A 25738-nucleotide genomic window follows, 5' to 3' on the forward strand; every position below is an offset into this window, starting at 1 on the left:
GAGGGCAAGAAGGTCAAGGCGTACGCGGTGACCACGCTCAAGCCGCTGACGACGCCGGCGCTCAAGGACCTGCCGACGCTGGACGCCTCGGGGCTCAAGGGCTTCCAGGTGACGATCTGGCACGGGCTGTACGCGCCCAAGGGCACGCCGGCGCCGGTGCTCAAGAAGCTCAACGATGCGCTGAAGACGGCGCTGAAGGACCCGGACTTCATCAAGCGCGAGGAGGCGCTCGGTGCGGTGGTGGCGGCGGACAAGCGCGTGGAGCCGGCCGAGCACAAGAAGTTCGTGCAGTCCGAGGTGGCCCGGTTCGGGCCGGTCATCAAGGCCGCCGGCGTCTACGCAGACTGACGACGCAAGCCAAGCGCTCGCACGTCAACGACAAAGCCCGCCGGTGAACCCGGCGGGCTTTTTCATGGCGCTCAGTTCTTCGGCCGGATGGCGTCGGCCGTGCCCTGGATGAAGGCCTTGATCGCCTCGACGTCGTCCGCCGACAGCTTGCCGGTGAAGTCCGGCATACCGCGCGCCATGGCCGGCCCCTTGAAGAGGAAGGTGCCCAGGTTCTCGATGAAGGCCGGCTCCATGTAACCCAGGTTGGGGATGTTGCCGCCGCGGTCCACGCCCGGCACGCCGTGGCAGAACACGCAGTTGGCCACGTACAGGCCGGTGCCCGCCTGCACCTTGGCCGGGTCGTACTTCACGCCTTGCAGCAGCTTGCCCATGCGGTACTGCACGAAGTCCGGCATCTTCGCGCTGCCGCCCACGGCGAAGGTGTAGACGGTGCCCGGCCCCTGGCGCTCGGTGGCGCGCTGCGCCAGCCCGTACACGCCGCCCCAGCCGACGGCGACCGAGACGTACTGCTTGCCGCCCACCATGTAGGTGGCCGGCGCCGCCACCACGCCGGTGCCGGTGGGCGTCTCCCACAGCTTGGCGCCGCTCTTCGCGTCGTAGGCCACCAGGCGCCCGTCGGCCGTGCCCTGGAAGACCAGGTTGCCGGCGGTGGTCAGCGTGCCGCCGTTCCACGGCGAGACATGCTCCACGCCCCACGCTTCCTTCTGCGCCACCGGGTCCCAGGCCACCAGCCGGCCCATCGGCTTGCTCTTGGGCGGCTCGGCGTTGAGGAACATGGCCGTGTTCCAGCCCTGCGCCGCATGCGGGCGCAGCGGCACGTTCTCGTTGAACTTCCAGTCCTTGTCGTCCATCAGCGTCAGCGGCACGTGCTGCGCGGGCAGGTAGACCAGCCCCGTCTTCGGGTTGAAGGACATCGGGTGCCAGTTGTGCGCGCCGAAGGGGCCGGGGATCGCGTCGCCCGGCTTGTCGCCCTGGCGCGCGCTGGCCGTCTCGACCGGCCGGCCCTTGGCGTCGTAGCCCGTGGCCCAGTTCACCTCGACGAAGTTCTTCGCCGAGATGAACTGCCCGTTGGTGCGGTCGATGACGAAGAAGAAGCCGTTCTTCGGCGCGTGCAGGATCACCTTGCGCGGCTTGCCGTTCACCTTGATGTCGGCCAGGATCATCGGCTGCGTGGAGGTGTAGTCCCAGTTGTCGCCGGGCGTCTCCTGGTAGTGCCACTTGTACTTGCCCGTGTCGGGGTCGAGCGCGACGATCGACGCCAGGTACAGGTTGTCGCCGCCCTTGGGGCTGCGCTTGGAGCGTGCCCAGGGCGAGCCGTTGCCGGTGCCGATGTACATCAGGTTCAGCTCGGGGTCGAAGGCCATGGTGTCCCACACCGTGCCGCCGCCGCCGGCCTCCCACCACTTGCCGGACGGGTCCCAGGTCTTCGCCGCCTTCTCCATCGAGGCGTCCTCGAAGGGCCTGGACGGATCGCCCGGCACGGTGAACCAGCGCCACTTCTGCTCGCCCGTCTCGGCGTCGTAGGCGGTGATGTAGCCGCGCACGCCGTACTCGGCGCCGCCGTTGCCGATGATCACCTTGCCCTTGAACACGCGCGGCGCACCGGTGATGGTGTAGCTGCGCGCGTGGTCGATCAGCGTGTCCTTCTCCCACAGCTTCTGCCCGGTGGCGGCGTCCAGCGCGATCAGCCGCCCGTCGTAGGCGCCCACGTAGACCTTGCCCTTCCACAGCGCCACGCCGCGATTGACCACGTCGCAGCAGCCGCGAAAGCCCCTGGACCGGTCCACCCCGGGATCGAAGGTCCACAGCTTCTGGCCGGTGCGCGCGTCGACGGCATGCACCACGCTCCACGAGGCGGTGACGTACATGATGCCGTCCACCACCAGCGGCGTGGCCTCCACGCCGCGCGTGCTCTGCAGGTCGTAGGACCACACCAGGCCGAGCTGCCTGACGTTGCCGGTGTCGATCTGGTCGAGCCGGGAGTAGCGCGTCTCCGCGTAGTCCAGGCCGACGCTGGGCCAGTCGGGCGTCTTCGCGGCGTTGGCGCGGATGAACTGGCCGTCCACCTTCTTCACTGCCGCTGCGGCCCGCGCGGCGGCGTCGGCGTTTCCTTGCGCGGACGCGGTGGCCCCGATGCCGAGCGCGAGCACGGCCATCCCAAGTGCTTTCATCGTGCGGTCTCCTTGTTGTGTCGCGCAGCATCGGCCGTGCGGCGGCGCGCATCACCTTCGGGATTTCCCCAGTGGGGACCTGTTCCGTTGCGGAACACATTCGCGCGGTTCGCCCTGCGGCGGGCAGGAGACCACGATGACCCAGCCCCTGCGCCGCGCCGACACCGCGCCGCGGCAGTTGTTCAGCACCACGCCTGCGCAGCGGGTGGCGCTGGCGCGCCGGCAGTTCTTCGAGGAAGGCGTGCGCCCCTCGGGCCTGGTGGGCGAGGCGGTGATCCAGTCATGGATGCGCTGCCGCCGCAGCCACGAGGACACGCGCCGCGCCGTCGCCTTCGACGCCGTCACACCCAGCCGGCTGCATGCCGCGCTCGGCCGCAACCGCGAGCTGCTGGAGGCCGCGCGCGCCGAGCTGGCGGCGATGGAGGACGCGCTGGCCGGCACCGACTGCCGCGTGATCCTCACCGACCGCGAGGGCGTGGTGCTGCACGTCACCCACCACCCGGCCGCGGCCGCGCAGCCGGTGCTGCGGGTGACCGCGCGCGTGGGCGTGAACATCGCCGAGCAGCGCGTGGGCACCACCGCGCCGGGCATCGTCGCCAGCACCGGCCAGGCCTGCACCGTCATGGGCGGCGAGCACTATTTCGAGCTGCTGCACGAGATGCACTGCGCCGCCGCGCCGATCCACGACGTGCACGGCCGGCTGGCCGGCGTGCTGGACCTCTCGGTCGAGGCGCGGCGCTTCGGCTTCGACGCCGCGCAGATGGTGGGCCTGTACGCCACCACCATCGAGAACCGGCTGCTCCAGGCGCAGGCCGGCGAGCACCTGATCCTGCGCTTCCAGGCCAGCCCGGCGCTGCTGGGCACGCCGCTGGAGGCGCTGGCCGGCATCGCCGCCGACGGCACCGTGGCCTGGCTCAACGACGCCGCCGCGCGCCTGATCGGCCGCCTGCCGCAGGCGCCCGGCGAGCGCGGCGTGGCCGGCCTGCTGGGCCACGACCTGCCCGCGCTGCTGCGCCTGGGCCGGCACGAGGACGCCCAGCCGATGCGGCTGGCCAGCGGGCTGGGCGTGTGGATGCGCGCCAGCCTGCGCGCGGCCGACGGCGTGGACTTCCGGCATGCGGTGGCGCTGCAGCCGCCGGCCGACGTGCCCGAGGCGCAGGCACGGACCGCGCCGGCAGAGCACGGCGAAGCCGCTGCTGCCGGACACGGTGCGGACGGCAGCCCCGACGCCGCCGGCACGCTGCGCGACCACGAGCAGCGGCTGGTCCGGCAGGCGCTGGCGGCCCACGGCGGCAACGTCTCCGGCGCCGCGCGGGCGCTGGGCGTCTCGCGCGGCACGCTCTACCGCCGGCTGCGCGGCCGAGGCGAAGGCCCCTGAGCCCGCCTCACGCCCCGCGCGGCAGCCCGATGCACAGCGTGCAGCCGCCGCCCGGCGCCGACCAGCCCTCGATCCAGCCGCCGTGGCGGGCGATCACGGTGCGCGCGAACTCGAAGCCCAGCCCGTGGGAGCGGGTCACGCCGTCGCTGCGCACGGGCCCGGGCTCCGCCTCGCCGCTGCCCGACAGCAGCCGCTGGAGCACGGCCGGCGCCATGCCGGCGCCGTCGTCCGCGATGGAGACGAACACCCATTGCGCATCGAAGGCGCAGCACAGCCGCACGGCCGAGCCGGACGGACTGTGCGCGACGGCATTGAGCACCAGGTTCACCAGCGCCCGCACGACCAGCGCGCCGTCCAGCGGCGCCTCGACGTCCTCGGCCTCCTCCTCGTCGAAACGCAGCTCCACCGACACGCCCGCGCGCCGCGCCGCGGCCCACACCTGGTCGCGCACGTCGAGCATCACCGTCGCCACGTGCGTGGGCGCGACGCGGTAGCTGCCCATCCAGGCGTGCGAGACGTCGAGGAAATCCTCGGCGAGCGCCAGGGTCCGCTGCACCTCGCGGCGGATCGACGCCGCCATCGGCGCGGCCACCGACCGCCCTTCGTCCAGGTCGAGCAGGCCGAGGATCGCCACCTGCGGGCTGCGCAGGTCGTGCGAGAGGAAGCGGTTCCACTGCTCGCGCTGGCGCTGCGCCTCGCGCTCGGAAGTCAGGTCGGCCAGCACGACGATGTAGCCCGGCGGCGCCTGGCCGGCCGGCGCCGCCACGGGCGCGGCGAGCAGTTGCAGGTGCTGCCCGCGCGCCGTGGCGTACTCGCTCGCCAGCGCCGCCAGCCAGGCGGGGCCCCGCTGCACGTCGGCCACCGCGGCGCCGCGCGCCTGCCGCCGCAGGGGCGCCAGCAGGTCGGCCAGTTGCCGGCCCCGGAAGGGCTGCGCATCGGCCGCATCGCCGCCCGCTGCCGCGCCGCCCAGCCATCGCACGGCGGCGGCGTTGCAGCCGACCACGCGCCCCAGCGGATCGCACAGCAGCACCCCCATCGGCATCGCGCGCAGTGCCGACTCGGTGAGCGCCTGCAGACGCAGGGTGCGCTGGATCGCGCGGTCCAGCGCCTCCTTCGGCGGCTGCGGCCCCGCACCGGCCGCCGGCGCGGCGACGATCTCGAAGATGCCCGCCGGCACCGCCTGCAGCGCCCTGGCCTTGTTCGCCAGGAAGCGCAACTGCCCGCGCAGGCGCAGCCAGCTCCAGCCCGCATACAGCAGCGCCAGCCCGGCCAGCGGCGTGGCCGCCGGCAGCCACCAGCCGAACCCGTACAGCGCCGCCACGCTCACGGCCACGCAGCCGCCGGCCACCGCGGCCACCATCACCAGCCCGACCCCGGGCTGCCACCGCAGCAGGCCCGCCGCCAGCGCCAGCACCGCGGCGATCCAGGCCGCCAGGGCCGGCGCCGGCAACTCGTGGATGGCCCTGCCCTGCATCAGCTGATCGATCGCGTTGGCATGCACCTCCACGCCTGGCAGCAGCCCGGCGCGCGCCGAGGCCGGCGCGAAGACCTGGTCGCCCAGGCCCGGCGCCGTGCCGCCGACGAGCACCGTCCGCCCCCGCAGCCGCGCCGGCGGCACCTCGCCGTCGAGCACGCGCACGTAGGAGACCCTGTCGTAGCTCCCCGACGCGCCGGCGTAGGCGATGCGCATGCGGTCCGCATAGCGCCAGCCGGACGCATCCTCGCGCCCGGCCTCGGCCGAGGACGACCGCCCGGCCACCAGCGCCCCGACGTAGGGCTGGAGGTCGCCGGCCGGCCCCATGCGCAGGAACAGGTTGCGGGCGACGCCGTCGGCGTCGAGCACCAGTTCCGCATGCCCGACGCCGCGGGCCTGCGCCTCGAACAGCGGCAGCGGCCGCTGGAACCCCTGCTGCCCGGCCTCCGGCGCCCGCGGGTCGCGCTCCGCCATCATCGGCAGATACACCGGCAGCCGCCCCATGGCCTGCGCAAGCCGCTGGTCCTCCCGCGCGTCCACGCTGGGCTCGGCGAGGAACAGGTCGAGCAGCACCTTGGCGGCCCCCGCGTCCGCCAGCCGCGAGAGCAGTTGCGCATGCGTGCCGCGCGGCCAGGGCCAGCGGCCCAGCGCGGCCAGGCTGGGCTCGTCGATGGCCACGATCAGGATGTCGGCGGAGGGCGGCTGCGCGGCCAGCGGCAGCATCCGGTCGTAGGCCAGCATGTCCAGTTGCGCCAGGCCTGGCTTCTGCGCCAGCCAGGCCAGGGCCGCGGCCAGCAGCACGATCGCGACCAGCGCGCCGGTCAGCCTGGGCGCCTGCATGCCGGCTCCTGCTGCGTCAACGCGCGGACGCGTCGAAGCTGCCTCCCGCGAACGGCCTGCCGTAGTGCTCGCCGTCGGACGTCTCGCTCACCCGCCAGTGGTACCGCCCGCCGATGGCGAAGGGCCCCACCACCGCGCCGGTGGCCTGCAGCCCCTTCAGGTCGACCGCTGTCGCGGCAAAGTCCGGTTCGAGCGACAGCTCGAGCCTGTAGCGGCGCGCCGATGACGCGGCCCACCGGATTTCCACCCGTCCGTCGGCCAGCCGGCGCATCCCGCCCTGGGGCGCCGGCATGTAGAACAGGCGCTCGCCCGGCATGCCCTCCAGGCGGTCGGCATCCAGCGCCGCGACGCTCAGGTGGTAGAAGCCCGGATCCAGGTCGGCCGGCAGCGGCAGCGTCGCGTCCTCGCTCGCGAACTCGGCCACCGGCGCGAGGAACAGGTCGTCCTGCGCGACGCGCCAGCGGTAGCCCTGCGCGCCCGGCACCGCGCCCACCGCCGCCGTCGTCGGCGCGGCCTCGGAGAAGGCCTGCCCGGTGAACCGGGGCGCCGGCAGCAGCGGCCGCGCCTCGGCGCGCCCCGAGGCGCCGGCCAGCACCGCGCCCTGCCCCGCATCGAGCAGCAGCGGCGCCGCGCCGCCGCCCTGCACCGCGACCTGCCCCTCGATGACCTCGCCGGTCAGGTGCCCGTCGCGGTCGCGCACGCGAAAGTGCGTGCCGCGCACACCCAGCACCACCGAGCGCGAACGGATCTCGAACTCCTGCCCCGGCTGCTGCCTGCGGACCTGCGACTCGATCTCGCCGTGCAACAGCCGCAGGCGCACGCCGCCGCGCCCGATCCGCTCCACCTCGACCGCGCTGCCCGACGGGATCACCGACCGGCTGCCGTCCTGCAGCCCCAGCGTCAGGAAGCCCTTCGCCTCCGTCGCCACCACGTCGCCCGCGCGGACCGCGGCGCCCGGCGCCAGCGGCTCGTCTGCCCTGCCCCCGTGCCGACGCCATGCCTTGCCGGCGACCGCCAGCACCATCGCCTCGTCCTCGCCGAGCAGCCGGCCGTCGGCGAAGTACAGCACCGTGCCCGGCTGCAGGCGCCGCGGCTCGGCGATGCCGTTGCGCCGCTGCACGTCGGGCCAGCGGGTCGGCTGGCCGTAGCGCTCGCCCGAGATGCCCCACAGCGTCTCGCCGGGCTGCACCACGTGCGCTTGCTGCGCGAAGAGCCCCCCGGCAGGCAGGGCCAGGAACGGGAACAGCAGGGCGGCAGCCAGGCCGTGCGCAGAAGCCAGACGGTTCATCGAGCGGCATCCTCCATCGCGTCGAGGCAGTAACCCTGCCCGTAGACGGCGCGCAGGCTCATGCCCCGCTCCGCGTCGAGCCGCAGCTTCCTGCGCAGGCGGTAGATATGGCTGTCGAGCGTGCGCGACGGCTCGTCCTCGGTCGGATAGCCCGCCGCCTCCAGCAGGTGGGCACGCGAAACCGTCTGCCCCAGCCGGCCGAACAGCAGCTGCATCAACTGGAACTCCCGGCCAGTCAGCGCATGCTGCTCGGCGGGCGCATCCGGCGCCTCCTGGTAGCCGACCGATTGCGCCACCGGGTCCAGCGTCCAGTGGCCGAAGGTCTGCCGGCGGTCCGGCGCCAGCGGCTGGACGGGCCGCAGCAGCCTCATGACGCGCGCTTGCAGTTCGAGGGGCCGGAACGGCTTCACGACATAGTCGTTCGCCCCCGCGTTCAGCGCATCGGCCACGTCGCGGTCCGCGCCCTTGGAACTGAGCATCAGCACCGGAACGCTGCTGTCCTTCCAGGTGCGCAGCCACTGCAGCACCTCCATGCCGTCCAGCGAGGGCGCTGCCCAGTCCAGGATCACCAGATCGAAGGACTCGCGCCGCAGCAGGCGCTGCAGTTCCCGCCCGTCGGAGAAGGCGCGGCAATGCACGCGCTCCTCGCCGCCCAGCTGGCGCACGAGCGTGCGCACCAGCAGGCCCTGCTGGATCGGGTCGTCCTCAAGGATCGCTATGCGCATGCAGGAGACAGAAGGAGGCACGTAAGAAAACGTATTCTGACCGAGCAACACCCTGTCGAAATCTGACGAATTCATGCAAGGGTATATGGGCCAAAGTATTCATTAAATGTCACGAATCAGCTCAGAATGTGACTGTGAATGTCGCGAAATCTCGCGAGCACGGTGTGCCGTGGCGGCATTTCCCGGAGCATCCCGGCCAAGCCGATGAAGAGGCCGCGAGAAGCTTGCGCGCCACGCCCCATCCTGCCCCCTCCCTTCTTCCGAACAAGACGCCATGAATAAAAGCTACCGCTCCATTTGGAACGATTCCCTCGGCGCGTGGGTCGCCGCGTCCGAGATCGCCAAGGCGCACGGCAAGCCGGCCCGCGCACGCGTCCGCGCCGTGGGGGCGCCGATCCTGAGCGGCGTGGCCGGCGGCGTGCTGCTGGCGCTGGCCGGGCTGTCTGCGCCGGCACTCGCCGATACGCCGATCACCGACGCCGCCACGGGCGCCACCTGCGCCCGCCCCGGCAGCAGCGGCGCCTGGGTCTGCCAGGTGCCCAACGGCAGCGGCGGCTTCGCCACCGTCACCGGCCCTGCCGGCAGCGCCGCTGCGCCCAACTTCACCGCGCTAAGCACCTGGGTCGGCAGCAACCTCGGGGGTGCGGGGGCCATTGTCCTGGGCAATGCGGACACCCAGGCCACCGCGGCCAACGCCGTCGCCATCGGCGCCGGCGCCAAGGCCCAAGGCGCCTCCGGCGTTGCCTTGGGCGATGACGTCACCTCGGGGGCGCAGGGCTACAACGTCGCCATCGGCTCGCAGGGCACCAGCGCCAGCGCCACACCCACCAGCTCGCCGGACATCGGCGCCGTGGCCATCGGTCGCTCGCAGACGGCCGACGGCGATGGCGCGGTGGCCATCGGCTCTTCCAACACGGCGACGGGCGATGGCTCGGTGGCCTTGGGACGCGCCAGCACCGCAACGGGCGAGGGCTCGCTGGCGCTCGGCAATGGCGCCTATGCCACCGGTGCACGCTCGGTCGCGTTGGGCACCACGGCCCAATCGACCAACTTTGCCACGGTGGCGCTGGGCGACGGCGCGAACGCGGGCGGCAGCAGCGCCATCGCCATCGGCCGCATCACCGAAGCGACGGGCTACAACGCCATTGCCATGGGCGACTGGGCCAAGGCAAGCCAGCGGGACGCCCTTGCCATCGGTGCCAACGTGACCGCATCCGGCGTGGGTACCACCGCCATCGGCGGCAGCCAGGTGTCTGCCAATGCGGCCAAGGCAACTGCCGACCGTGCCACCGCACTGGGCTATGGCAGCACCGCCAGCGGCACCGACACCATTGCCATCGGCGACAGCACGGCGCAGGACCCCAACGCCATTGCCATGGGCCTGGGCGCCCGCGCGGGCAGCGCCTCCTATCCGTCGGACACCAGCCAGATCGCCATCGGCCAGAGCGCCTTGGCCGACGGGCAGGGGAGCATCGCACTGGGCATGGGTTCGCGGGCCAGCCGCAATCAGAGCGTCGCGCTGGGGCAGGGCGCCGAATCCTGGAACGAGTCCGTCGCCATCGGTGCCGGTGCCACGAGCGGCGGAACCATCGGCTCGGGGATGCACCTGGGCGGCATCGCCATCGGCTACGGCGCCGACGCCACGGCCCTGCACGCCACGGCCGTCGGCTACCAGGCCAGTGCCGCCTACGGCGTGGCCAACCGCGCCGTCGTGCTGGGCTACAGCGCTGACGTCACCGCGGCGGATGCCATTGCCGTAGGCGCCAACGCTCAGGGCACAGGCGAGAACGCCACCGCCATCGGCGGCGACGACGTTCCGGGCAACGCAGCGCAAGCCACCGGCCCGCGTTCCACGGCGCTGGGCTATGGCAGCAAGGCCTCGGCCGCGGATGCCATCGCCATCGGCGACAGCACGGCGGCCGGCGTGAACACAACGGCCGTGGGCGCGATGAACAATGCAGGCACCGGCCAGCAAAGCACGGCCGTGGGCTACAACAACCGGATTACAGGGGCTTTCGGCAACTCAACCGCGGTGGGCAGTGGAAACACCGTGGGCGGCCAGAACACCTCAGTGTTTGGTTTGGGCAACACCACCAGCGGCACGGGCGCTACGGGGGCGGTGGCTCTGGGCAACCAGAACACCATCGAGGCGCCCACCACGATCGCCGTGGGCGCCGTCAACAGCATCGGCAGCAACGCTCAGTACGCCATTGCATTGGGCCGATCGAATACGGTGACTGCCACCGTGCCAGGCACGGGCGGCGTGGCCCCGGTCGCAGTGGGTTCGCAGAACACCTTGAGCAACGATGGTGCACTTGCCGTGGGCGTGGGCAACACCGTCGCCGGCAAATACGCCGTGGCATTGGGCCGGGCCAACACAGCATCCGGCGAACAGGCGCTTGCCTTGGGTAACAGAGCAAATGCCTCCCAAACCGATGCCATCGCCATTGGCACGAATGCCAAAGCTGCGGGCGTCAGCAGCATCAGCATCGGCACGGGCAACGTGGTGACGGGAGCGCGCTCGGGTGCCATCGGCGACCCCACCGTGATCGACGCCGCCGACAGCTACAGCGTGGGCAACAACAATACCCTGGCCGCCGCCGCCACCAACACCTTCGTCCTGGGCAACAACGTCAACATCGACGTGGCGAACGCCACCGCACTGGGCAACGGCACTGACGTGACCGCGGCCGGCGGCGTGGCGCTGGGCGCGGGCAGCGTGGCGAACACCACGGCTGGCGTTGCCGGCTTTGTGCCAGCCGGCGCGGATGCTGCGCAGCAGGCATCAATCGCGGCCACCACCGGCACGCTGGGCGCGGTGAGCGTAGGCGACGCAGCCAATGGCCAATACCGCCAGATCACCGGCGTGGCGGCGGGCGCAGTGGACACCGATGCCGTGAACGTGGCCCAACTCAAGGCTGTCTCCAGCGCAGCGGCGGCGGGCGCGGTGCACTACTACAGCGTCAACGACAACGGCACGCCAGGCGGCAACTACGACAACGACGGCGCCACAGGTCCCAACAGCCTGGCTGCAGGCGTTAGCGCCAAGGCGGCGGGCATCGGCAGCATTGCCATGGGCTACGAGGCCAATGCATACGCCGGCGGCGTGTCCATCGGCTATGGCGCGGGCAAGAACTCCACCCCCACGGCTACGAATCAACAGGCCAACGTCTGGATCGGCGACAACGCCGGGGCGAACAGCAGCGGGTCCAACAATCTCGCCATAGGCACCGCCAACTCGGGCACCGTGGTCCTCGGAAACTCCAACACCGCTGTCGGCCAGACCGCCGGTACCCGTGTCACTGGCGACTCGAATACAGCATTGGGCGGAAGCGCGGGCGGCAATGTCTATGGCTTCTCGAATACTGCACTCGGTAGCATGGCCGGCCAGTTCGTGGGCTCGGCCGCGATCAACAGTTCTCGCAACACGGCCGTGGGCCTGCAGTCCGGCGCCTATGTGAACGGCGACTCGAACGTGGCCATGGGCGATACGTCGGGATGGGGCACCAAGGGCAGCCGGAACGTGGCCATCGGCCGCTGGGCAGGCAACGGCGCGGTCTACGAAGGCGGTTTCCCCGACGAAACCAAGGGCACGGTGACCAACCGCACTATCGCGATCGGCGACTCGGCCTGGACGTACGCAAGCCAAGCCGTGGCGATCGGCTACGGCGCCAAATCGAAGGCGGTCAACGCCATCGCCATCGGCACGGGCGCGCAGGCCACGGGTGTCGGCAGCATCAGCATCGGCACGGGCAACGTGGTGACGGGCGCGCGTTCGGGTGCCATCGGCGATCCCAGCTTCATCGACGGCGACGACAGCTATGCGATCGGCAACAACAACAAGATTGCGGCAGGCACGAACGAAGCCTTCATCCTGGGCAACAACGTTCAGCTTGGGGCGGGCGTGAATCGTGCCGTCGCGTTGGGCGCCAGTGCCAGTGTCACAGTGGCCGATGGTGTCGCGCTCGGTGCGGGCAGCGTCGCGAATACGGCGGCGGGCATTGCGGGTTACGTGCCCGGCGGCGCGGGCGGCGCGCAGACCGATGCCATCAATGCCACGCAGAGCACACTGGCTGCAGTGAGCGTGGGCTCGGCGGGCAATACACGCCAGATCACCAACGTGGCGGCCGGCAGCGTGGACACCGATGCCGTGAACGTGGCGCAGCTCAGGGCCGTCTCCAGTGCGGCGGCGGCGGGCGCAGTGCATTACTACAGCATCAAGTCCGCCGTTACGGGCGCAGGCAGCAACTACGACAACGACGGCGCGACGGGCGCGAACGCACTGGCCGCTGGCGTGAATACCTCGGCCAGCGGTGACCGCAGTACGGCTGCCGGATACGAAAACAACGTGTCGAGCAAGGACAGCACGGCCGTCGGCAGTGGCAACACGATCAGCGGCAACTACCTTGGCCTCGCGGCCCTGACGACCAGCAACACGGCAGTTGGCGTGGACAACACGATCGACAAGAGCAGCCGCGTTGCGGTCTTCGGAGGCGGCAACGAGGTGTCATCGTCCCTGTCGGCCATGACGATCGGCTCGGGCAACACTGTTGGCAGCAGCATCGGCGTGGGTGTCTATGGCATCGATAACGAGATTAGCGACGCGTTCGGCATCAGCATCACTGGCGGTCAGAACGTAGTGCAGAACTCAAATAACACTTTCATCGTGGGTGGCGGCAACGCGGTGACCGGCAGTGCGGGCACGGTGGGCGTCTTCGGTGCAGAAAACACCCTTAATAACGCCACCATCGTTTCTGCGATCGGCGACAGGAACGAGATCACCGATGTAAGCGAGAGCGGGGTGCATGGCTCGGGCAACAGCCTGAGCGGCGGAATCACCGGTGTGCGCGTGCTCGGCAACAACAACACCGTGACCGCCAATAGCGCCATGGTGCTGGGCAACGGCGCCACCGTCAGCGCGGCCGATGGCGTAGCCCTTGGCAACGGTACCATCGTGAGTCATGCCAGCAACGTGGCGTTGGGCGCGGGCAGCACGGACAAGGCGGCGGTGCAGGTCAACGACGCCACCATTCCCGGAGTGATCGCCACGCTGAATCCGGACGGCACGGTCACCTACTCGGCCGGCCCGACCATCACCTACGGCGGCTTCGCCGGCACCGCCACGGGCGTGGTCAGCGTGGGCGCAGCGGGCGCGGAGCGCCAGATCGTCAACGTGGCGCCGGGCGCGATCACGGCCACCAGCACCGACGCCGTCAACGGCAGCCAGCTGTATTCGGTGGCCAGCCAGGTCAACGCCATCGGCGGCAGCATCACCACCATCGTCAACAACGCCAGCTCGCACTACTACAGCGTCAACGACGGCGGCACCCAGCAGGCCAACTACGACAACAGCGGCGCCAGCGGCGCCAACAGCATCGCCTCCGGCCCGGGCGCGACGGCCAGCGCCGCCAACGCAGTGGCCATGGGCGCCAACGCCAGCGCTACCACCGCCAACAGCGTCGCACTGGGCGCGGGCAGCACCACCACCGCTGCCACACCGACCTCCGGCACCACCATCCGCGGGCAGGACTACACCTTCGCGGGCGCCAACCCCGCCGGCGTGGTCAGCGTCGGCTCGGCCGGCCAGGAACGCCAGATCCAGAACGTGGCGGCCGGCCAGCTCAGCGCCACCAGCACGGACGCGGTCAACGGCAGCCAGCTGTATGCCACCAACCAGGCGCTTGAGACGCTGAGCGTGACGGCCAACGCGGGCATCAACGTGACCACGGCGGCCACGGGCACGGGGGTGGCGGTGGGCACCAGCGTGGCCAACGTGGGGCCGGGCGGCGTGGCCACCTACACGGCGGGCAACAACATGGTGCTCACGCAGAACGGGGCGAACGTGGCCTTCGCGGTGAACGACAACCCCACCTTCAACAGCCTGACCGTGGGCAACACCAGCATCACGAACAACGGGGTGAGCATCCAGGGCGGGCCGAGCATGACCACCAGCGGCATCAACGCCGGCGGCACCGCCATCACCAACGTGGCGCCGGGCGTCAACGGCACCGATGCGGTCAACGTCAACCAGCTCAACGCCAACACCGCCGCCACCAGCCTGCGGCTGAACCAGTTGGGCGACCAGATCAACACCATCGGGCAGAAGGCCTATGCGGGCGTGGCCTCGGCCATGGCGGTGCAGGCGCCGGCGCTGTCGATTCCCGGCAAGACGACGATGCGCGTCGGCTACGGCTACTACCAGGGCCAGTCGGCCATGGGCGTGAGCTTCCGGCGCACCTCGGAGAACAACGCCTGGAGCCTGACGGGCGGCGCCTCGGCCAGCCGCGGCGGGGTGGCGGCCACGGTGGGCGCCGAGTGGGTGTTCGATTGATCTGGGAGGAACGACACATGAAGACGAAGATGCTGCTCTGGACGCCGGTGCTCGCCGGCCTGACCGCAATGCTGGCGGGATGCGCCGCGCCCGGCCGCGCCATCGACAAGGAGGCCGAGGCGCGCGCGATCGCCGCCCGGCCGGCGGAACCGACCGCGCAGGAATGGCCCGATCCGGCGTCCGCGAAGTGGAAGGAGGGCGCCTTCCCCAACCTGGAGAACGTGCGCAAGATGGCGCCCGGCATGGGCAAGGACCAGGTGCGCGAGCTGCTGGGCTGGCCGCATTTCAGCGAAGGGCTGTGGGGCGTGCGCGAATGGAACTACCTGTTCCACCTGCGCACGGGCAAGACGCCCAGCGACTACGTGACCTGCCAGTACATGGTGCGCTACGACGGCGCGGAACTGGCCACCGGTGCATGGTGGAAGACGGCGGACTGCGCCGCCCTGGCGAACCCGCCGGCGGTGACGCCCATCCCGGCGGCGCCGACGCTGATGCCGCCGCAGAAGGTGAGCCTGTCCGCGGACGGCCTGTTCCGCTTCGACGGCGCCGGCCCCGCGGACCTGCTGCCCGAGGGGCGCGAGCGCATCTCGCAGTTGGCCGCCGACATCCGCGCCAACTTCAAGGTACTGCACTACATCACCGTCACCGGCCACACGGACCGGCTGGGCACGGACACCTACAACCAGGCGCTGTCGCAGGCGCGCGCCGACACCGTGCGCGACCTGCTGGTGCAGGGCGGCATCGACCGCGCCAAGGTGCGCGCCGTCGGCATGGGCAAGCGCCAGCCGGTGGTGAGCGACTGCGCCGGCTCGCGCGCCACGCCGGAACTGGTGAAGTGCCTGCAGCCCAACCGCCGGGTCGAAGTCGAGGTGCAGGGCGGCAACTGAGCCGTCGCCGGACTCGGCGCGCGGATTCGACGGCTGATGTCGCGCCGTTCCTCCGCGCCGGGATCGAACGGCTGCGGACGCCGCGGCCGATGTCGCTGACATCGGGACGGACGAAATAGAAGAAAGATCAGGATGCTCAGGGAGAAGACATGCTCAGGGTGGCGTTGCTGACGGCACATCCGGCACTGTGGTCCGGCGTGTCGGCCATCGTCCATGAACGGCAGGGCTGGATCATCGACCTGCGCATGCTCCGGCGCGCCTCGCCGAAGACCTGGTCCAAGGTGAAGTGCGATGCGGTGGTGCTCGATGCCCGCATGGGCGAGGGTGAGGCGGTGTGGCATCCACTGCGCGCGCGCTGGAATGTTCCGACCATCGCGCTGATCGAGCATGGGCAGGCGTCGCTGCTGCCCACCTTCCTCGGCCAATCGCCGCGCCACGAGCTGGCGATGCTGTCGGGCGGCCTGCCCGCGGTGCTGCAGAACGTGCGCAGCTTCCTCGCGCGCCAGGAGGTCTCGGCGAAGTGGGTTCCGCGGTGGGGCAGCTACCGCTTCGACCCGGAAGCGAACAGCGTGGACGTCGCCGAGCTGGGCACGCTGCGGCTGTCGCCGCACAAGTTCCGCTTCGTACTGAGCCTGTTCCTGCACCGCGACGTGGAGATCGCCTGGGCCGACCTGCATCGCCTGGCATGGGGCGGCGAAGGCAGGATGCGCGCCGCCGCGGTCGCCGCGCACGCGGCCTGGGCGCTGGAGGTGCTCGAGCTCGACGGCCGGCACGGCTACGTGCTGCAGGCCACGGGCACCCACTACCAGCTCCGCGCGGTGGCCGCGGCGGCGCGGCCTGCGCCCGAGCCGCCCGGCGAACGCGACACCGGCCGGCGCGACTTCGCCGACAGCACGCCCGGCGGCCTGTAGGCGGCGCCGCGTCCACAGGGAGGAAAGCCCCGGCTGTGGCCCGTCGCCCCGGCTGTTACGATTTTGCGCAGCGCGCGCCACACGGGTGCGCTGGAGACAAGATGCATTCCCCCCTTCCCCCCGCGGCGGCGCTGGCGCTGTACCGCACCATGGTGCGTATCCGCGCCTTCGAAAACGCGGCCGAGGTGGCCAGCCAGGGCGGTGTCAGCGCCTACGGGCAGCAGGCCGCCGGCGCCGCCAAGGTGCGCGGCCCGCTGCACCTGTCGACCGGGCAGGAAGCCGTGCCCGCCGGCGTGTGCGCGCACCTGGCGGCGGCCGACTACCTCACCTCCACCCACCGCGGCCACGGCCACACGCTGGCCAAGGGCGCCGACATGGGCCGCATGATGGCCGAGCTGTTCGGCAAGGCCACCGGCTTCAACGGCGGCAAGGGCGGCTCGATGCACATCGCCGACTTCTCGGTGGGCATGCTGGGCGCCAACGGCGTGGTGGCGGCGGGGCTGCCGATCGCGGTGGGCGCGGCGCATGCGCAGAAACTCCAGCAGCGCGAAGCGATCACGGCCTGCTTCTTCGGCGACGGCGCGATCAACCGCGGGCCTTTCCTCGAATCGCTGAACTGGGCGAAGGTGTACGGCCTGCCGGTGCTGTTCGTGTGCGAGGACAACCGCTGGAGCGCCACCACCGCCAGCGGCCCGATGACGGCCGGCGAAGGCGCCTCGGCGCGCGCGGTGGCGCTGGGCATCCCGGCCACGCCGGTGGACGGCAACGACGTGTTCGCGGTGCACGAGGCCGCGGCGCGGCTGGTGGCCGAGGTGCGCGACGGCCAGGGGCCGCGCCTGCTGCACGCGGTGACGTACCGCGTGAAGGGCCACGTCTCGGTGGACCCGGCCGCGTACCGCGACCCGGCCGAGCTGGCCGCCGCACTGGAGACGGACCCGATCGCCCGCGCCCGCGAGCGCCTGCTGGCCGGCGGCATCGACGCCGCGGCGCTGGACGCCGTCGAGAACGAGGCGCAGGACGAGGTGCAGGCCGCGCTGGCCTCGGCCGACGCCGCGCCCTGGCCCGCCCCCGAGGCCGCCTACACCGACGTGCAGACCACGGGAGCCGGCCAATGGCGATGAACGACGCGCAAGAACGCAGCTACGCCGAGGCCGCCGCGCTCGCGCTGGCGCACGAGATGCAGGCCGACGAGCGGGTCGTGGTGCTGGGCGAGGACGTGGGCCGCGGCGGCATCTTCGGCCAGTACAGGGGGCTGCAGGAGCGCTTCGGCAGCAGCCGGGTGATCGACACGCCGATCAGCGAGGCCGCCATCATGGGCGCCGGCGTGGGCATGGCGCTGGCCGGCCTGAAGCCGGTGGTCGAGATGCGCGTGGTGGATTTCGCGCTGTGCGGCATGGACGAGCTGGTGAACCAGGCCGCCAAGAACCGCTACATGTTCGGCGGCCAGGGCCGCGTGCCGCTGGTGGCGCGCATGCCGGGCGGCATCTGGGACGCCTCGGCCGCGCAGCATTCGCAGAGCCTGGAGGCGTGGTTCGCGCACCTGCCGGGCGTGGCGGTGGTGTGCCCGGCGACGCCGCAGGACAACTTCTCGCTGCTGCGCGCCGCGCTGGCATGCGGCGATCCGGTGGTCTACATCGAGCACAAGACGCTGTGGGGCATGCGCGGCGCGGTCGATGAATCGCTGGCCGTGCCGCTGGGCCGCGCCGCGCGCGTGCGCCGCGGCGATGCGCTCACGCTGGTGAGCTGGAGCCGGCAGTTGCGCGTGTGCCAGGAGGCCTGCGAGCAGCTCGCGGCCGAGGGCATCGGCGTCGACCTGATCGACCTGCGCACGCTCTGGCCCTGGGACCGCGAGACGGTGCTCGAATCGTGCGCCCGCACCGGCCGGCTGCTGGTGGTGCACGAGGCGATCCAGGCGGCGGGCTTCGGCGCCGAGATCGCCGCGACGGCGGCCGAGGCCACCGGCTGCCGCGTGGCACGCCTGGGCGCGCCGCGCATCCCGGTGGGCTACGCGCCGGTGCTGGAGGCCGCGTCGCGCATTGACGCGGCGGCGGTGGCGGCGGCCGCGCGGCGGCTGGTGGGCTGAGCGCCCGCTTCTTCTTCCGCGTCCGCCCCGCCGAAATCCATCAGCGCCTGCCGGCGCGCGCGCTCGCGCCGCAGCCAGGCGGTGGGCGGCAGCCCGGCCCAGCGGCGGAAGGCGCGCGAGAACACTTTCTCCGACTCGTAGCCCGCCGCCTCGGCGATGCGCGCCAGCGGCTGACGGCCGGCCTCGATCTGCTCGGCCGCCAGCGCCATGCGGTGCGCCGTCAGGTAGCCGATGGGCGTGGCGCCGACCACCGCGCGGAAGCGCTCGGCGAAGCGCGAGCGCGACATGGCGGCCTCGCGCGCCAGGGTCTCCAGGCGCCAGTCGCGCTGCGGCGCGCGGTGCAGCGCGGCCAGCGCGCGGCCGATGGCCGGGTCGCCCAGGCCGCGCAGCCAGCCCTCGCCGTGCGCCGGGGTGCGGGCCAGGTGCTCGCGCAGCAGGTTGACCGCCAGCAGCTCGCCCATGCGTGCCGCCGAGACGCGCCAGCCGGGCCGGCGCGCGAGGCTGTCCTCGGTCAGCGCCTCCATCGCCGCAGCCAGGCGCGGCAGCCAGGGCACCTCGGCCGCGCGCAGGTGGATCAGCGGCGGCAGCTGTTGCAGCACGGCGTGGCGGCTCCAGGCCGAGAACCACAGCAGCACGGAGTCCACCTGCGTCGCCTCGCCCGCGCCGCCGTGGCGGAAGACCAGCGGGTTCTCGTCGCGCGGGCCCTCCGCATGGCGCGCGATCAGCTCGGCGAAGGGCGTGGCCGGCAGGCCAGGCGCCGACGCGAGCTGATGGGCGCTGCCCAGCGGCAGCATGAGCAGGTCGCCGGCCTGCACCTGCACCGGGGCGGCGCCGTCCAGCAGCAGCCACCACGGTGCGCCGCGCGCGAGGCGCAGCATCACGCCGGGCAGCCCGTCGGAGCGCAGCGCCCAGGGCGCGTGCAGCGAGAAGCGCGCCGTCACCGCGCGCTCGACGCGGCAGGCGGCCAGCACCTCGCTCAGCGCGTCCATGCAGCCCAGGGCGGGACGAATCGTGCCTTCTTGCGGACGCACGGCGGTTGAGGCGGCACGGCCGCCTGCGAAGAATCAAGGCATCGCTTCGGCGCACGCGGGATGGACGGCATGCCGTCGATCTTGGCACAGCGCGGCGCCGCCCCGTTCCCCCTTTTTTCACAGCACTGGAGACTTCCCCATGACGAACCCCCTGAAGATCGGCATCGCCGGCGGCGGCATCGGCGGCCTGGCCGCCGCCTGCGCGCTGCAGCGCCAGGGCCACGACGTGACCGTGTTCGAGCAGAGCCGCGAATACCTGCGCGTCGGCGCCGACATCAACCTCACGCCCAACGCCGTGCGTGCGCTGGACGGCCTGGGCGCCGGCATCGCCGCGGCGGCGCGCGCCTCGGCGGCGCGGCCCACGCACCGCATCAGCCGCACCTGGGACACCGGCGAGGAGACCTCGCGCCTGCCGATGAGCGACGCGGCCGAGCGCCAGTACGGCGCGCCGCAGCTCACCATCCACCGCGCCGACCTGCTGGCCGCGCTGGCCGAGGCCTTCCCGCGCGAGCGCGTGCGCTTCGCCAGCCGCTGCGAACGCATCGAGGAGACGGAGGACGGCGTGGCTGTGCGCTTCGCCGATGGCGGCGAGGCGCGCGGGCTGGACGTGCTGGTGGGCGCCGACGGCATCCATTCCGCCGTGCGCGCGGCGATGTTCGGCGCCGACGCGCCGCGCTTCACCGGCGTGGTGGCCTTCCGCGCCGTGGTGCCGACCGAGCGGGTGAAGGACGTGCCGGACATCGGCGCCTTCACCAAGTGGTGGGGCCCCGCGCCGGAAAGCCAGATCGTCACCTTCCCGCTCAACCAGGGGCGCGACACCTTCGTCTTCGCCACCACGGCGCAGGACGCCTGGCACGAGGAGTCGTGGACCACCGAGGGCAGCGTGGAGGAGCTGCGCGGCTTCTACGCGGACTTCCATCCGCATGCGCGCGCCCTGCTCGACGCCTGCGACAGCGTGCTCAAGACCGCGCTGTACGAGCGCGACCCGCTGCCGCGCTGGAGCCAGGGCCGCCTGACGCTGCTGGGCGACGCCTGCCACCCGATGATGCCCTTCATGGCGCAGGGCGCCGGCATGGCGATCGAGGACGCGGTGGTGCTGGCCCGCGCGCTGGAGGGCGTCGCAGCGGACGCCGTGCCCCACGCGCTGCGCCGCTACGAGCAGGCCCGCCTGGAGCGCACGGCGCGCATCCAGGTCGGCTCGCGCGGCAACAACTGGCTGCGCGCGGGCGGCAATGCGGACTGGGTCTACGGCTACGACGCCTGGCAGGTGCCGCTGGCCGAGCCGGCCGCGGCCTGAAGGACGGGTTTCCACCCTCGGACGCGCAGGCGCCGGCCGCTACAAACGGGCGCATGCCGCTGCGCCTGCGCGTCGTCGACTCGATCACCGAACTGCATGCGGGCGACGCCGGCTGCGTGGCGGTGAGCGGCTCGCACGGCGGGATCAGCTCGGCACGCTATGCGCTGGCGGCGCGGCCGCTGCTGTCGGTGTTCAACGACGCCGGCGTCGGCCGCGACGCAGCCGGCATCGCGGCGCTGGGCTTCCTGCAGGCGCACGCGCTGGCGGCCTGCACGGTGGCGCACGGCAGCGCGCGCATCGGCGAGGCCCGCAGCACGCTGGACGACGGCGTGCTCAGCCACGTCAACGCCGGCGCCGCGGCGCTGGGCCTGGCGCCCGGCCAGACGCTGCGCCAGGCGCTGGCGGCCCTTCCAACCCCCTTCGAGGAGACCCCTGCATGATGCGTCGTCATTGCCAACCGAACCGCCGCGCCGCACTGGCCCTGGCGGCCACCGCCGCCCTGGCCCTGGCTGCCCCGGCCGCCTGGGCCGACACCTGGCCAACCAAGCCGGTGAAGATCGTCGTGCCCTTCGCGCCCGGCGGCACCACCGACATCCTGGCGCGCGCCGTGGCGCCGGAGCTGAGCAAGGCCTTCGGCCAGCAGTTCATCGTCGACAACCGGGCCGGCGCCGGCGGCAACATCGGCGCCGAGATCGTCGCCAAGTCGCCGAACGACGGCTACACCTTCCTGATGGGCACGGTGGGCACGCACGGCATCAACCGCGCGCTCTACAAGAACCTGCCCTACGACCCGATCAAGGACTTCGTGCCCGTCACCCTGGTGGCCGCCGTGCCCAACGTGCTGGAGATGAACGCCGAGAAGGCCAGGCAGTACGGCATCCGCAACGTGCCGGACCTGATCAAGTACCTGAAGGCCAACCCCAACAAGCTGAACATGGCCTCCAGCGGCAGCGGCACCTCGATCCATCTGGCCGGCGAGCTGTTCAAGAGCATGACGGGCACGCAGATGACGCACGTGCCCTACAAGGGCTCCGGCCCGGCGCTGCTGGACATGGTGGCGGGCAACGCCGACGTGATGTTCGACAACCTGCCCTCGTCGATGCAGCAGATCAAGGGCGGCAAGCTCACCGCGCTGGCGGTCACCAGCAGCCAGCGCTCGTCGGCGCTGCCCGACGTGCCGACGGTGGAGGAAGCCGGCGGCCCCGCGCTCAAGGGCTACGAGGCCAGTTCCTGGTTCGGCCTGCTGGCGCCGGCCGGCACCTCGCCCGACGTCGTCAACCGCGTGCAGCAGGCGGTGGCCAAGGCGCTGGGCACGCCCGAGGTGAAGGAGAAGATGCAGGCCCAGGGCGCGATCCCCAGCGGCAACACGCCGGCGCAGTTCACCAAGCACATCGCCGACGAGCACGTGAAGTGGGCCAAGGTGGTGAAGGACTCGGGCGCGACGGTGGACTGAGCAGGCCGGCGCCGCAAAGACAAAGGCCGCGTCCGATGGGCGCGGCCTTTGTTTTTTCTGGACCGGGGAAGCGGGTTACGCGCCCCAGACGATGTCCTTTTTCTCCGCGAGCGATTCCTTCAGCATGTTCAGCAGCGGCGTGGCGCGCTGGTGCAGGCCGACGTGCTGCGCTTCGGACTCGGCGTCGTGGTCTTCCACGGCGTTGGGGTCGCGGTTGTGCTTGCCGTCGCGCGCCTCGCGCGCCACCGCGGCCTCCAGCGAGGCGATGGCGCCCGGCATCTGGTCCACGACGATGACGCCGGCCGGCGCCGCCGCCTTGCCGATGATGTCCAGCAACTGGCGCGCGTTGGCCTCCAGCATCACGACGTCGGCACTGGCCTGGGACTTGAAGCGGTAGAGCATGGCGGAATCCCCTTTCTTCACTCGTACATGTAGTTGCGTGTGAAAGGGTATACCGATTGCGCGCCGCGCAACACGTGGGATGCCACCTGCCCGTCGCGTCGGGCAGACAGCATCTGGTGCAACGCGATCCAGCCCTGCTCGAAGCTCATGGCGCAGCCGGCCAGGTAGAGGCGGTAGGCGCGCAGGATGCGCCCGCCGCGCTCCGGGCCGGCCGTGCGCTCCAGCACGGCGCGCGCCTCGTCCAGCCGCGCCTCCAGCGCATCGGACCAGGCCCACAGCGTGCGGGCGTAGTGGGGGCGCAGGTTCTCCGTGTCCACCATCTCCAGCCCGGCCTCGGCCGTCTCGCTCAGGATGTGCGTGACGTGCAGCAGCTCCCCGCCCGGGAAGATGTACTTTTCGATGAAGTCGCCCATGCCGGCGCCGAGCTGCTTGTAGTCCAGCTGGCCGGCCGTGATGCCGTGCTGCAGCGTGAGGCCGCCGGGCGCGAGCAGGTCGTGCACGTCGCGCAGGTACAGGCCCATGTTGGCGCGGCCGACGTGCTCCAGCATGCCGATGGAGGCGATCTTGTCGAAGGGCCGGTCGGTCTTGAGCTCGCGGTAGTCCATCAGCCGCACGCGCACGCGCTCGCCCAGCCCGCGCTCGGCGATCAGCCGCTCCACGTGGGCGTGCTGGTTCTTCGACAGGGTGATGCCGGTGGCGTCCACGCCGTAGTGCTCGGCCGCCCACAGCAGCAGCGCGCCCCAGCCGCAGCCGATGTCGAGGAAGCGCTCGCCCGGCTGCAGCATCAGCTTGCGGCAGATGTGGTCGAGCTTGGCTTCCTGAGCGCCGGCGATGTCCAGATCCGGCGTGCGGTAGTAGGCGCAGGAGTACACGCGCCGCGGGTCCAGCCAGAGCGCGTAGAAGTCGTCCGAGACGTCGTAGTGGAACTGGATCTGCTCGGCGTCCTTGCCCTGCGTGTGCGAGCCGCGCGACTTGGCGTTGCGCAGCAGGCGGGTCCACCAGCCGCTGTTGCTCTCGGCGGGGCTGGACGGCATCAGCGCCGCCGCGGTGGCCATCAGGTCGCGCATGCTGCCCTCGATGCCCACCCGGCCCTCGACGTAGTCCTCTCCCACGCTGCCGACCTGGCTGGCCGCCAGCTTGGCCAGGGCGCCCCAGGTCGAGAAGCTCAGGACGAGCCTCGCGTCGCCGGCGCCGATGCGCTGGCCGTCAGGCAGTTGGAGGGAAACGGGAACGGGAAGGGGCGCCAGAATGGCTTCGATCTTGCTGACCAGGCTCTGCATGTCGACGGATTGTGCAAAACACGGAAGACAGGAAGCGCCGATGGTGGCACAACACGCCGCAGTTTGCAGACACCGCCGTTTGCCTGGGGCTGACGCGGCCGGCCAAAGAAAAAGGCCCTCGAACGAGGGCCTTTTGAAAGTGGTTGCGCGGGCAAGATTTGAACTTGCGACCTTTGGGTTATGAGCCCAACGAGCTACCAGGCTGCTCCACCGCGCGGCAAGAAAGAAATTATAGCTTATTCGGCGGCGCCTTGCTCGCCTTCGGCCGCTTCCGTCGGCTCGGGGCGGTCCACCAGCTCGACCAGGGCCATGGGGGCGTTGTCGCCCACGCGGAAGCCCATCTTCAGGATGCGCGTGTAGCCGCCCGGACGGGTCTGATAGCGCGGGCCGAGTTCGTTGAACAGCTTGACGACGCTGTCGCGGTCGCGCAGGCGGTCGAAGGCCAGGCGCTTGTTGGCGACCGTCGGCTTCTTGGCCAGGGTGATCAGCGGCTCGACGACGCGGCGCAGTTCCTTGGCCTTCGGCACGGTGGTCTTGATCGCTTCGTGCGCGATCAGCGAGTTGGTCATGTTGCGCAGCATCGCGAGGCGGTGCGAGCTGGTGCGGTTGAGTTTGCGCAGGCCGAGTCCGTGACGCATGGTGATATTCCTTTCGTTATTTAAGAGCAGGCCGTATCAGGTACCCGCAATACACACAGGAGGGCAAGGTTTGCCGCGAGCGGCGAACCTGGTTTACCTCTTGTCCAGGCCGGCCGGCGGCCAGCTTTCGAGCTTCATGCCCAGCGTGAGGCCACGCGAGGCCAGCACTTCCTTGATCTCGTTGAGCGACTTGCGGCCCAGGTTCGGGGTCTTGAGCAGTTCGTTCTCGGTGCGCTGGATCAGGTCGCCGATGTAGTAGATGTTCTCGGCCTTCAGGCAGTTGGCCGAGCGCACCGTCAGCTCCAGTTCGTCCACGGGGCGCAGCAGGATCGGGTCGAACTGCTGGGCGCTGCGCTGCTGGGGCTGCTCGAACATGCCGTCGATGGCGCCGCCTTCCAGCTGCGCGAACACGGCCAGCTGCTCGACCAGGATCTTGGCCGAGGCGCGCACGGCGTCTTCGGCGCTGATCGCACCGTTGGTCTCGATCTCGACCAGCAGCTTGTCCAGGTCGGTTCGCTGCTCGACGCGGGCGCTCTCGACGGTGTAGCTCACGCGCTTGACCGGCGAGAACGAGGCGTCCAGCACGATCCGGCCGATCGACTTGGTCGGCTCGTCGGCGTAGCGGCGCATCGTGCCGGGCACGTAGCCGCGGCCCTTCTCGACCTTGATCTGCATGTCCAGCTTGCCGCCTTGCGACAGGTTGGCGATCACGTGGTCGGGGTTGATGATCTCGACGTCGTGCGGCGTCTGGATGTCGGAGGCCTTGACCGGGCCTTCGCCGTCCTTGCGCAGCGACAGGGTCACCTCGTCGCGGTTGTGCAGCTTGAACACCACGCCCTTGAGGTTGAGCAGGATGTTGACGACGTCTTCCTGGACGCCGTCGATCGACGAGTACTCGTGCAGCACGCCGGCGATCGTCACTTCAGTGGCTGCGTAACCCACCATCGAAGAGAGCAGCACGCGGCGCAGCGCGTTGCCGAGCGTGTGGCCGTAGCCGCGCTCGAAGGGCTCGAGCGTGACCTTCGCCTTGTTGGCGGCCAGTTGCTCGACCTGGATGGTCTTGGGTTTCAGCAGGGTCGTTTGCATGCGGACTTCCTCTCAATACCCCCGGCTCGTTACACCGGTAAGGCTGGTGAAGTGCCCTTACCGGATGCCTCCGATAAGGGAACAAAAACATTCAAGGACGAGGCTGCGCAGCAGC

General features: G+C 71.3%; 19 protein-coding genes and 1 tRNA gene. 10 read left to right on the plus strand and 10 right to left on the minus strand.

Annotated features, from left to right (window positions below; genetic code table 11):
* On the plus strand, window positions 1-348 hold a 348-nt coding region (locus Q392_RS04315), incomplete at its 5' end, for a tripartite tricarboxylate transporter substrate-binding protein (protein ID WP_038201906.1).
* 71 nt (window positions 349-419) lie between these two features.
* On the opposite strand, the gene Q392_RS04320 is transcribed toward Q392_RS04315, so the two are convergent.
* The gene (locus Q392_RS04320) at window positions 420-2519 is read right to left on the minus strand and encodes a PQQ-dependent dehydrogenase, methanol/ethanol family (RefSeq protein WP_038201908.1); all 2100 of its coding nucleotides are present in this window, start codon (window positions 2517-2519) and stop codon (window positions 420-422) included.
* A gap of 136 nt (window positions 2520-2655) precedes the next feature.
* Here Q392_RS04320 and Q392_RS04325 point away from each other — a divergent pair, with 136 nt between their 5' ends.
* Entirely contained in the window at window positions 2656-3897 is a 1242-nt protein-coding gene (locus tag Q392_RS04325; RefSeq protein WP_038201911.1) for a helix-turn-helix domain-containing protein, read from the plus strand.
* Between the two features lie 7 nt (window positions 3898-3904).
* Here the strand turns inward: Q392_RS04325 and Q392_RS04330 are convergent, their stop codons facing one another.
* Genes Q392_RS04330 through Q392_RS04340 form a run of 3 tightly spaced genes read right to left on the minus strand, consistent with a single transcriptional unit; the run spans window position 3905 to window position 8224 of the window.
* Window positions 3905-6211, minus strand: coding sequence for a CHASE2 domain-containing protein (locus Q392_RS04330; RefSeq protein ID WP_038201913.1), 2307 nt, complete (start codon window positions 6209-6211; stop codon window positions 3905-3907).
* A 16-nt stretch (window positions 6212-6227) separates the two neighbouring features.
* On the minus strand, window positions 6228-7499 hold the full coding sequence (locus Q392_RS31205; protein WP_051952891.1) for a FecR family protein: 1272 nt from the start codon (window positions 7497-7499) through the stop codon (window positions 6228-6230).
* Window positions 7496-8224 (minus strand): response regulator transcription factor, encoded by a 729-nt coding sequence (locus tag Q392_RS04340; RefSeq protein WP_038201916.1) that lies wholly within the window; start codon window positions 8222-8224, stop codon window positions 7496-7498. Before Q392_RS04340 ends, Q392_RS31205 begins: the two co-directional genes overlap by 4 nt.
* Before the next feature lie 274 nt (window positions 8225-8498).
* On the opposite strand from Q392_RS04340, the gene Q392_RS04345 reads away from it, so the two are divergent.
* The 5 genes from Q392_RS04345 (at window position 8499) to Q392_RS04365 (ending at window position 18436) form a co-directional block, all read left to right on the plus strand.
* Window positions 8499-14555, plus strand: a complete 6057-nt coding sequence (locus tag Q392_RS04345; protein WP_038201917.1) for an ESPR-type extended signal peptide-containing protein — start codon at window positions 8499-8501, stop codon at window positions 14553-14555.
* Between the two features lie 17 nt (window positions 14556-14572).
* Window positions 14573-15442 carry an OmpA family protein gene (locus Q392_RS04350; RefSeq protein ID WP_038201920.1) on the plus strand — a complete coding sequence of 290 codons (870 nt, stop codon included), beginning with the start codon at window positions 14573-14575 and terminating at the stop codon, window positions 15440-15442.
* Window positions 15443-15591: 149 nt separating this feature from the next.
* Window positions 15592-16353, plus strand: a complete 762-nt coding sequence (locus Q392_RS04355; protein WP_038201924.1) for a hypothetical protein — start codon at window positions 15592-15594, stop codon at window positions 16351-16353.
* A 101-nt stretch (window positions 16354-16454) separates the two neighbouring features.
* Window positions 16455-17474, plus strand: a complete 1020-nt coding sequence (locus Q392_RS04360; protein WP_038201926.1) for a thiamine pyrophosphate-dependent dehydrogenase E1 component subunit alpha — start codon at window positions 16455-16457, stop codon at window positions 17472-17474.
* On the plus strand, window positions 17471-18436 hold the full coding sequence (locus Q392_RS04365) for an alpha-ketoacid dehydrogenase subunit beta (protein WP_425425160.1): 966 nt from the start codon (window positions 17471-17473) through the stop codon (window positions 18434-18436). The genes Q392_RS04360 and Q392_RS04365 overlap by 4 nt, the downstream gene beginning before the upstream one ends.
* Here Q392_RS04365 and Q392_RS04370 read toward each other — a convergent pair.
* Entirely contained in the window at window positions 18358-19467 is a 1110-nt protein-coding gene (locus Q392_RS04370; RefSeq protein ID WP_245610639.1) for an AraC family transcriptional regulator, read from the minus strand. The two genes, Q392_RS04365 and Q392_RS04370, sit on opposite strands and share 79 nt — an antisense overlap.
* Window positions 19468-19606: 139 nt before the next feature.
* Here Q392_RS04370 and Q392_RS04375 point away from each other — a divergent pair, with 139 nt between their 5' ends.
* Genes Q392_RS04375 through Q392_RS04385 form a run of 3 tightly spaced genes read left to right on the plus strand, consistent with a single transcriptional unit; the run spans window position 19607 to window position 22217 of the window.
* Window positions 19607-20764 (plus strand): FAD-dependent monooxygenase, encoded by a 1158-nt coding sequence (locus tag Q392_RS04375; RefSeq protein ID WP_038201931.1) that lies wholly within the window; start codon window positions 19607-19609, stop codon window positions 20762-20764.
* 53 nt (window positions 20765-20817) lie between these two features.
* Window positions 20818-21204, plus strand: coding sequence for a hypothetical protein (locus Q392_RS04380; protein WP_038201934.1), 387 nt, complete (start codon window positions 20818-20820; stop codon window positions 21202-21204).
* Complete coding sequence (locus Q392_RS04385; protein WP_038202654.1) at window positions 21204-22217, plus strand: Bug family tripartite tricarboxylate transporter substrate binding protein; 1014 nt, start codon at window positions 21204-21206, stop codon at window positions 22215-22217. Before Q392_RS04380 ends, Q392_RS04385 begins: the two co-directional genes overlap by 1 nt.
* A gap of 75 nt (window positions 22218-22292) precedes the next feature.
* Here Q392_RS04385 and Q392_RS04390 read toward each other — a convergent pair whose 3' ends face one another.
* From Q392_RS04390 to Q392_RS04410, 5 genes are all read right to left on the minus strand, one after another.
* Window positions 22293-22619, minus strand: a complete 327-nt coding sequence (locus Q392_RS04390) for a DUF1840 domain-containing protein (RefSeq protein WP_038201936.1) — start codon at window positions 22617-22619, stop codon at window positions 22293-22295.
* Between the two features lie 17 nt (window positions 22620-22636).
* Complete coding sequence (locus Q392_RS04395; RefSeq protein WP_038201938.1) at window positions 22637-23899, minus strand: class I SAM-dependent methyltransferase; 1263 nt, start codon at window positions 23897-23899, stop codon at window positions 22637-22639.
* 140 nt (window positions 23900-24039) lie between these two features.
* Window positions 24040-24116 (minus strand) — tRNA-Met (locus Q392_RS04400).
* A 19-nt stretch (window positions 24117-24135) separates the two neighbouring features.
* Complete coding sequence (gene rplQ, locus Q392_RS04405) at window positions 24136-24537, minus strand: 50S ribosomal protein L17 (protein WP_038201941.1); 402 nt, start codon at window positions 24535-24537, stop codon at window positions 24136-24138.
* A gap of 93 nt (window positions 24538-24630) precedes the next feature.
* Entirely contained in the window at window positions 24631-25623 is a 993-nt protein-coding gene (locus Q392_RS04410; RefSeq protein WP_038201944.1) for a DNA-directed RNA polymerase subunit alpha, read from the minus strand.
* Between the last annotated feature and the right edge of the window lie 115 nt (window positions 25624-25738).

Source organism: Xenophilus azovorans DSM 13620, from assembly GCF_000745855.1.
GTDB lineage: Bacteria > Pseudomonadota > Gammaproteobacteria > Burkholderiales > Burkholderiaceae_C > Xenophilus > Xenophilus azovorans.

Coding starts and splice junctions, on each gene's coding strand:
- Q392_RS04320 (WP_038201908.1), bottom strand. CDS start 2,519: ATGAAAGCACTTGGGATGGCCGTGCTCGCGCTCGGCATCGGGGCCACC.
- Q392_RS04325 (WP_038201911.1), top strand. CDS start 2,656: ATGACCCAGCCCCTGCGCCGCGCCGACACCGCGCCGCGGCAGTTGTTC.
- Q392_RS04330 (WP_038201913.1), bottom strand. CDS start 6,211: ATGCAGGCGCCCAGGCTGACCGGCGCGCTGGTCGCGATCGTGCTGCTG.
- Q392_RS31205 (WP_051952891.1), bottom strand. CDS start 7,499: ATGAACCGTCTGGCTTCTGCGCACGGCCTGGCTGCCGCCCTGCTGTTC.
- Q392_RS04340 (WP_038201916.1), bottom strand. CDS start 8,224: ATGCGCATAGCGATCCTTGAGGACGACCCGATCCAGCAGGGCCTGCTG.
- Q392_RS04345 (WP_038201917.1), top strand. CDS start 8,499: ATGAATAAAAGCTACCGCTCCATTTGGAACGATTCCCTCGGCGCGTGG.
- Q392_RS04350 (WP_038201920.1), top strand. CDS start 14,573: ATGAAGACGAAGATGCTGCTCTGGACGCCGGTGCTCGCCGGCCTGACC.
- Q392_RS04355 (WP_038201924.1), top strand. CDS start 15,592: ATGCTCAGGGTGGCGTTGCTGACGGCACATCCGGCACTGTGGTCCGGC.
- Q392_RS04360 (WP_038201926.1), top strand. CDS start 16,455: ATGCATTCCCCCCTTCCCCCCGCGGCGGCGCTGGCGCTGTACCGCACC.
- Q392_RS04365 (WP_425425160.1), top strand. CDS start 17,471: ATGAACGACGCGCAAGAACGCAGCTACGCCGAGGCCGCCGCGCTCGCG.
- Q392_RS04375 (WP_038201931.1), top strand. CDS start 19,607: ATGACGAACCCCCTGAAGATCGGCATCGCCGGCGGCGGCATCGGCGGC.
- Q392_RS04380 (WP_038201934.1), top strand. CDS start 20,818: ATGCCGCTGCGCCTGCGCGTCGTCGACTCGATCACCGAACTGCATGCG.
- Q392_RS04385 (WP_038202654.1), top strand. CDS start 21,204: ATGCGTCGTCATTGCCAACCGAACCGCCGCGCCGCACTGGCCCTGGCG.
- Q392_RS04390 (WP_038201936.1), bottom strand. CDS start 22,619: ATGCTCTACCGCTTCAAGTCCCAGGCCAGTGCCGACGTCGTGATGCTG.
- Q392_RS04395 (WP_038201938.1), bottom strand. CDS start 23,899: ATGCAGAGCCTGGTCAGCAAGATCGAAGCCATTCTGGCGCCCCTTCCC.
- rplQ (WP_038201941.1), bottom strand. CDS start 24,537: ATGCGTCACGGACTCGGCCTGCGCAAACTCAACCGCACCAGCTCGCAC.
- Q392_RS04410 (WP_038201944.1), bottom strand. CDS start 25,623: ATGCAAACGACCCTGCTGAAACCCAAGACCATCCAGGTCGAGCAACTG.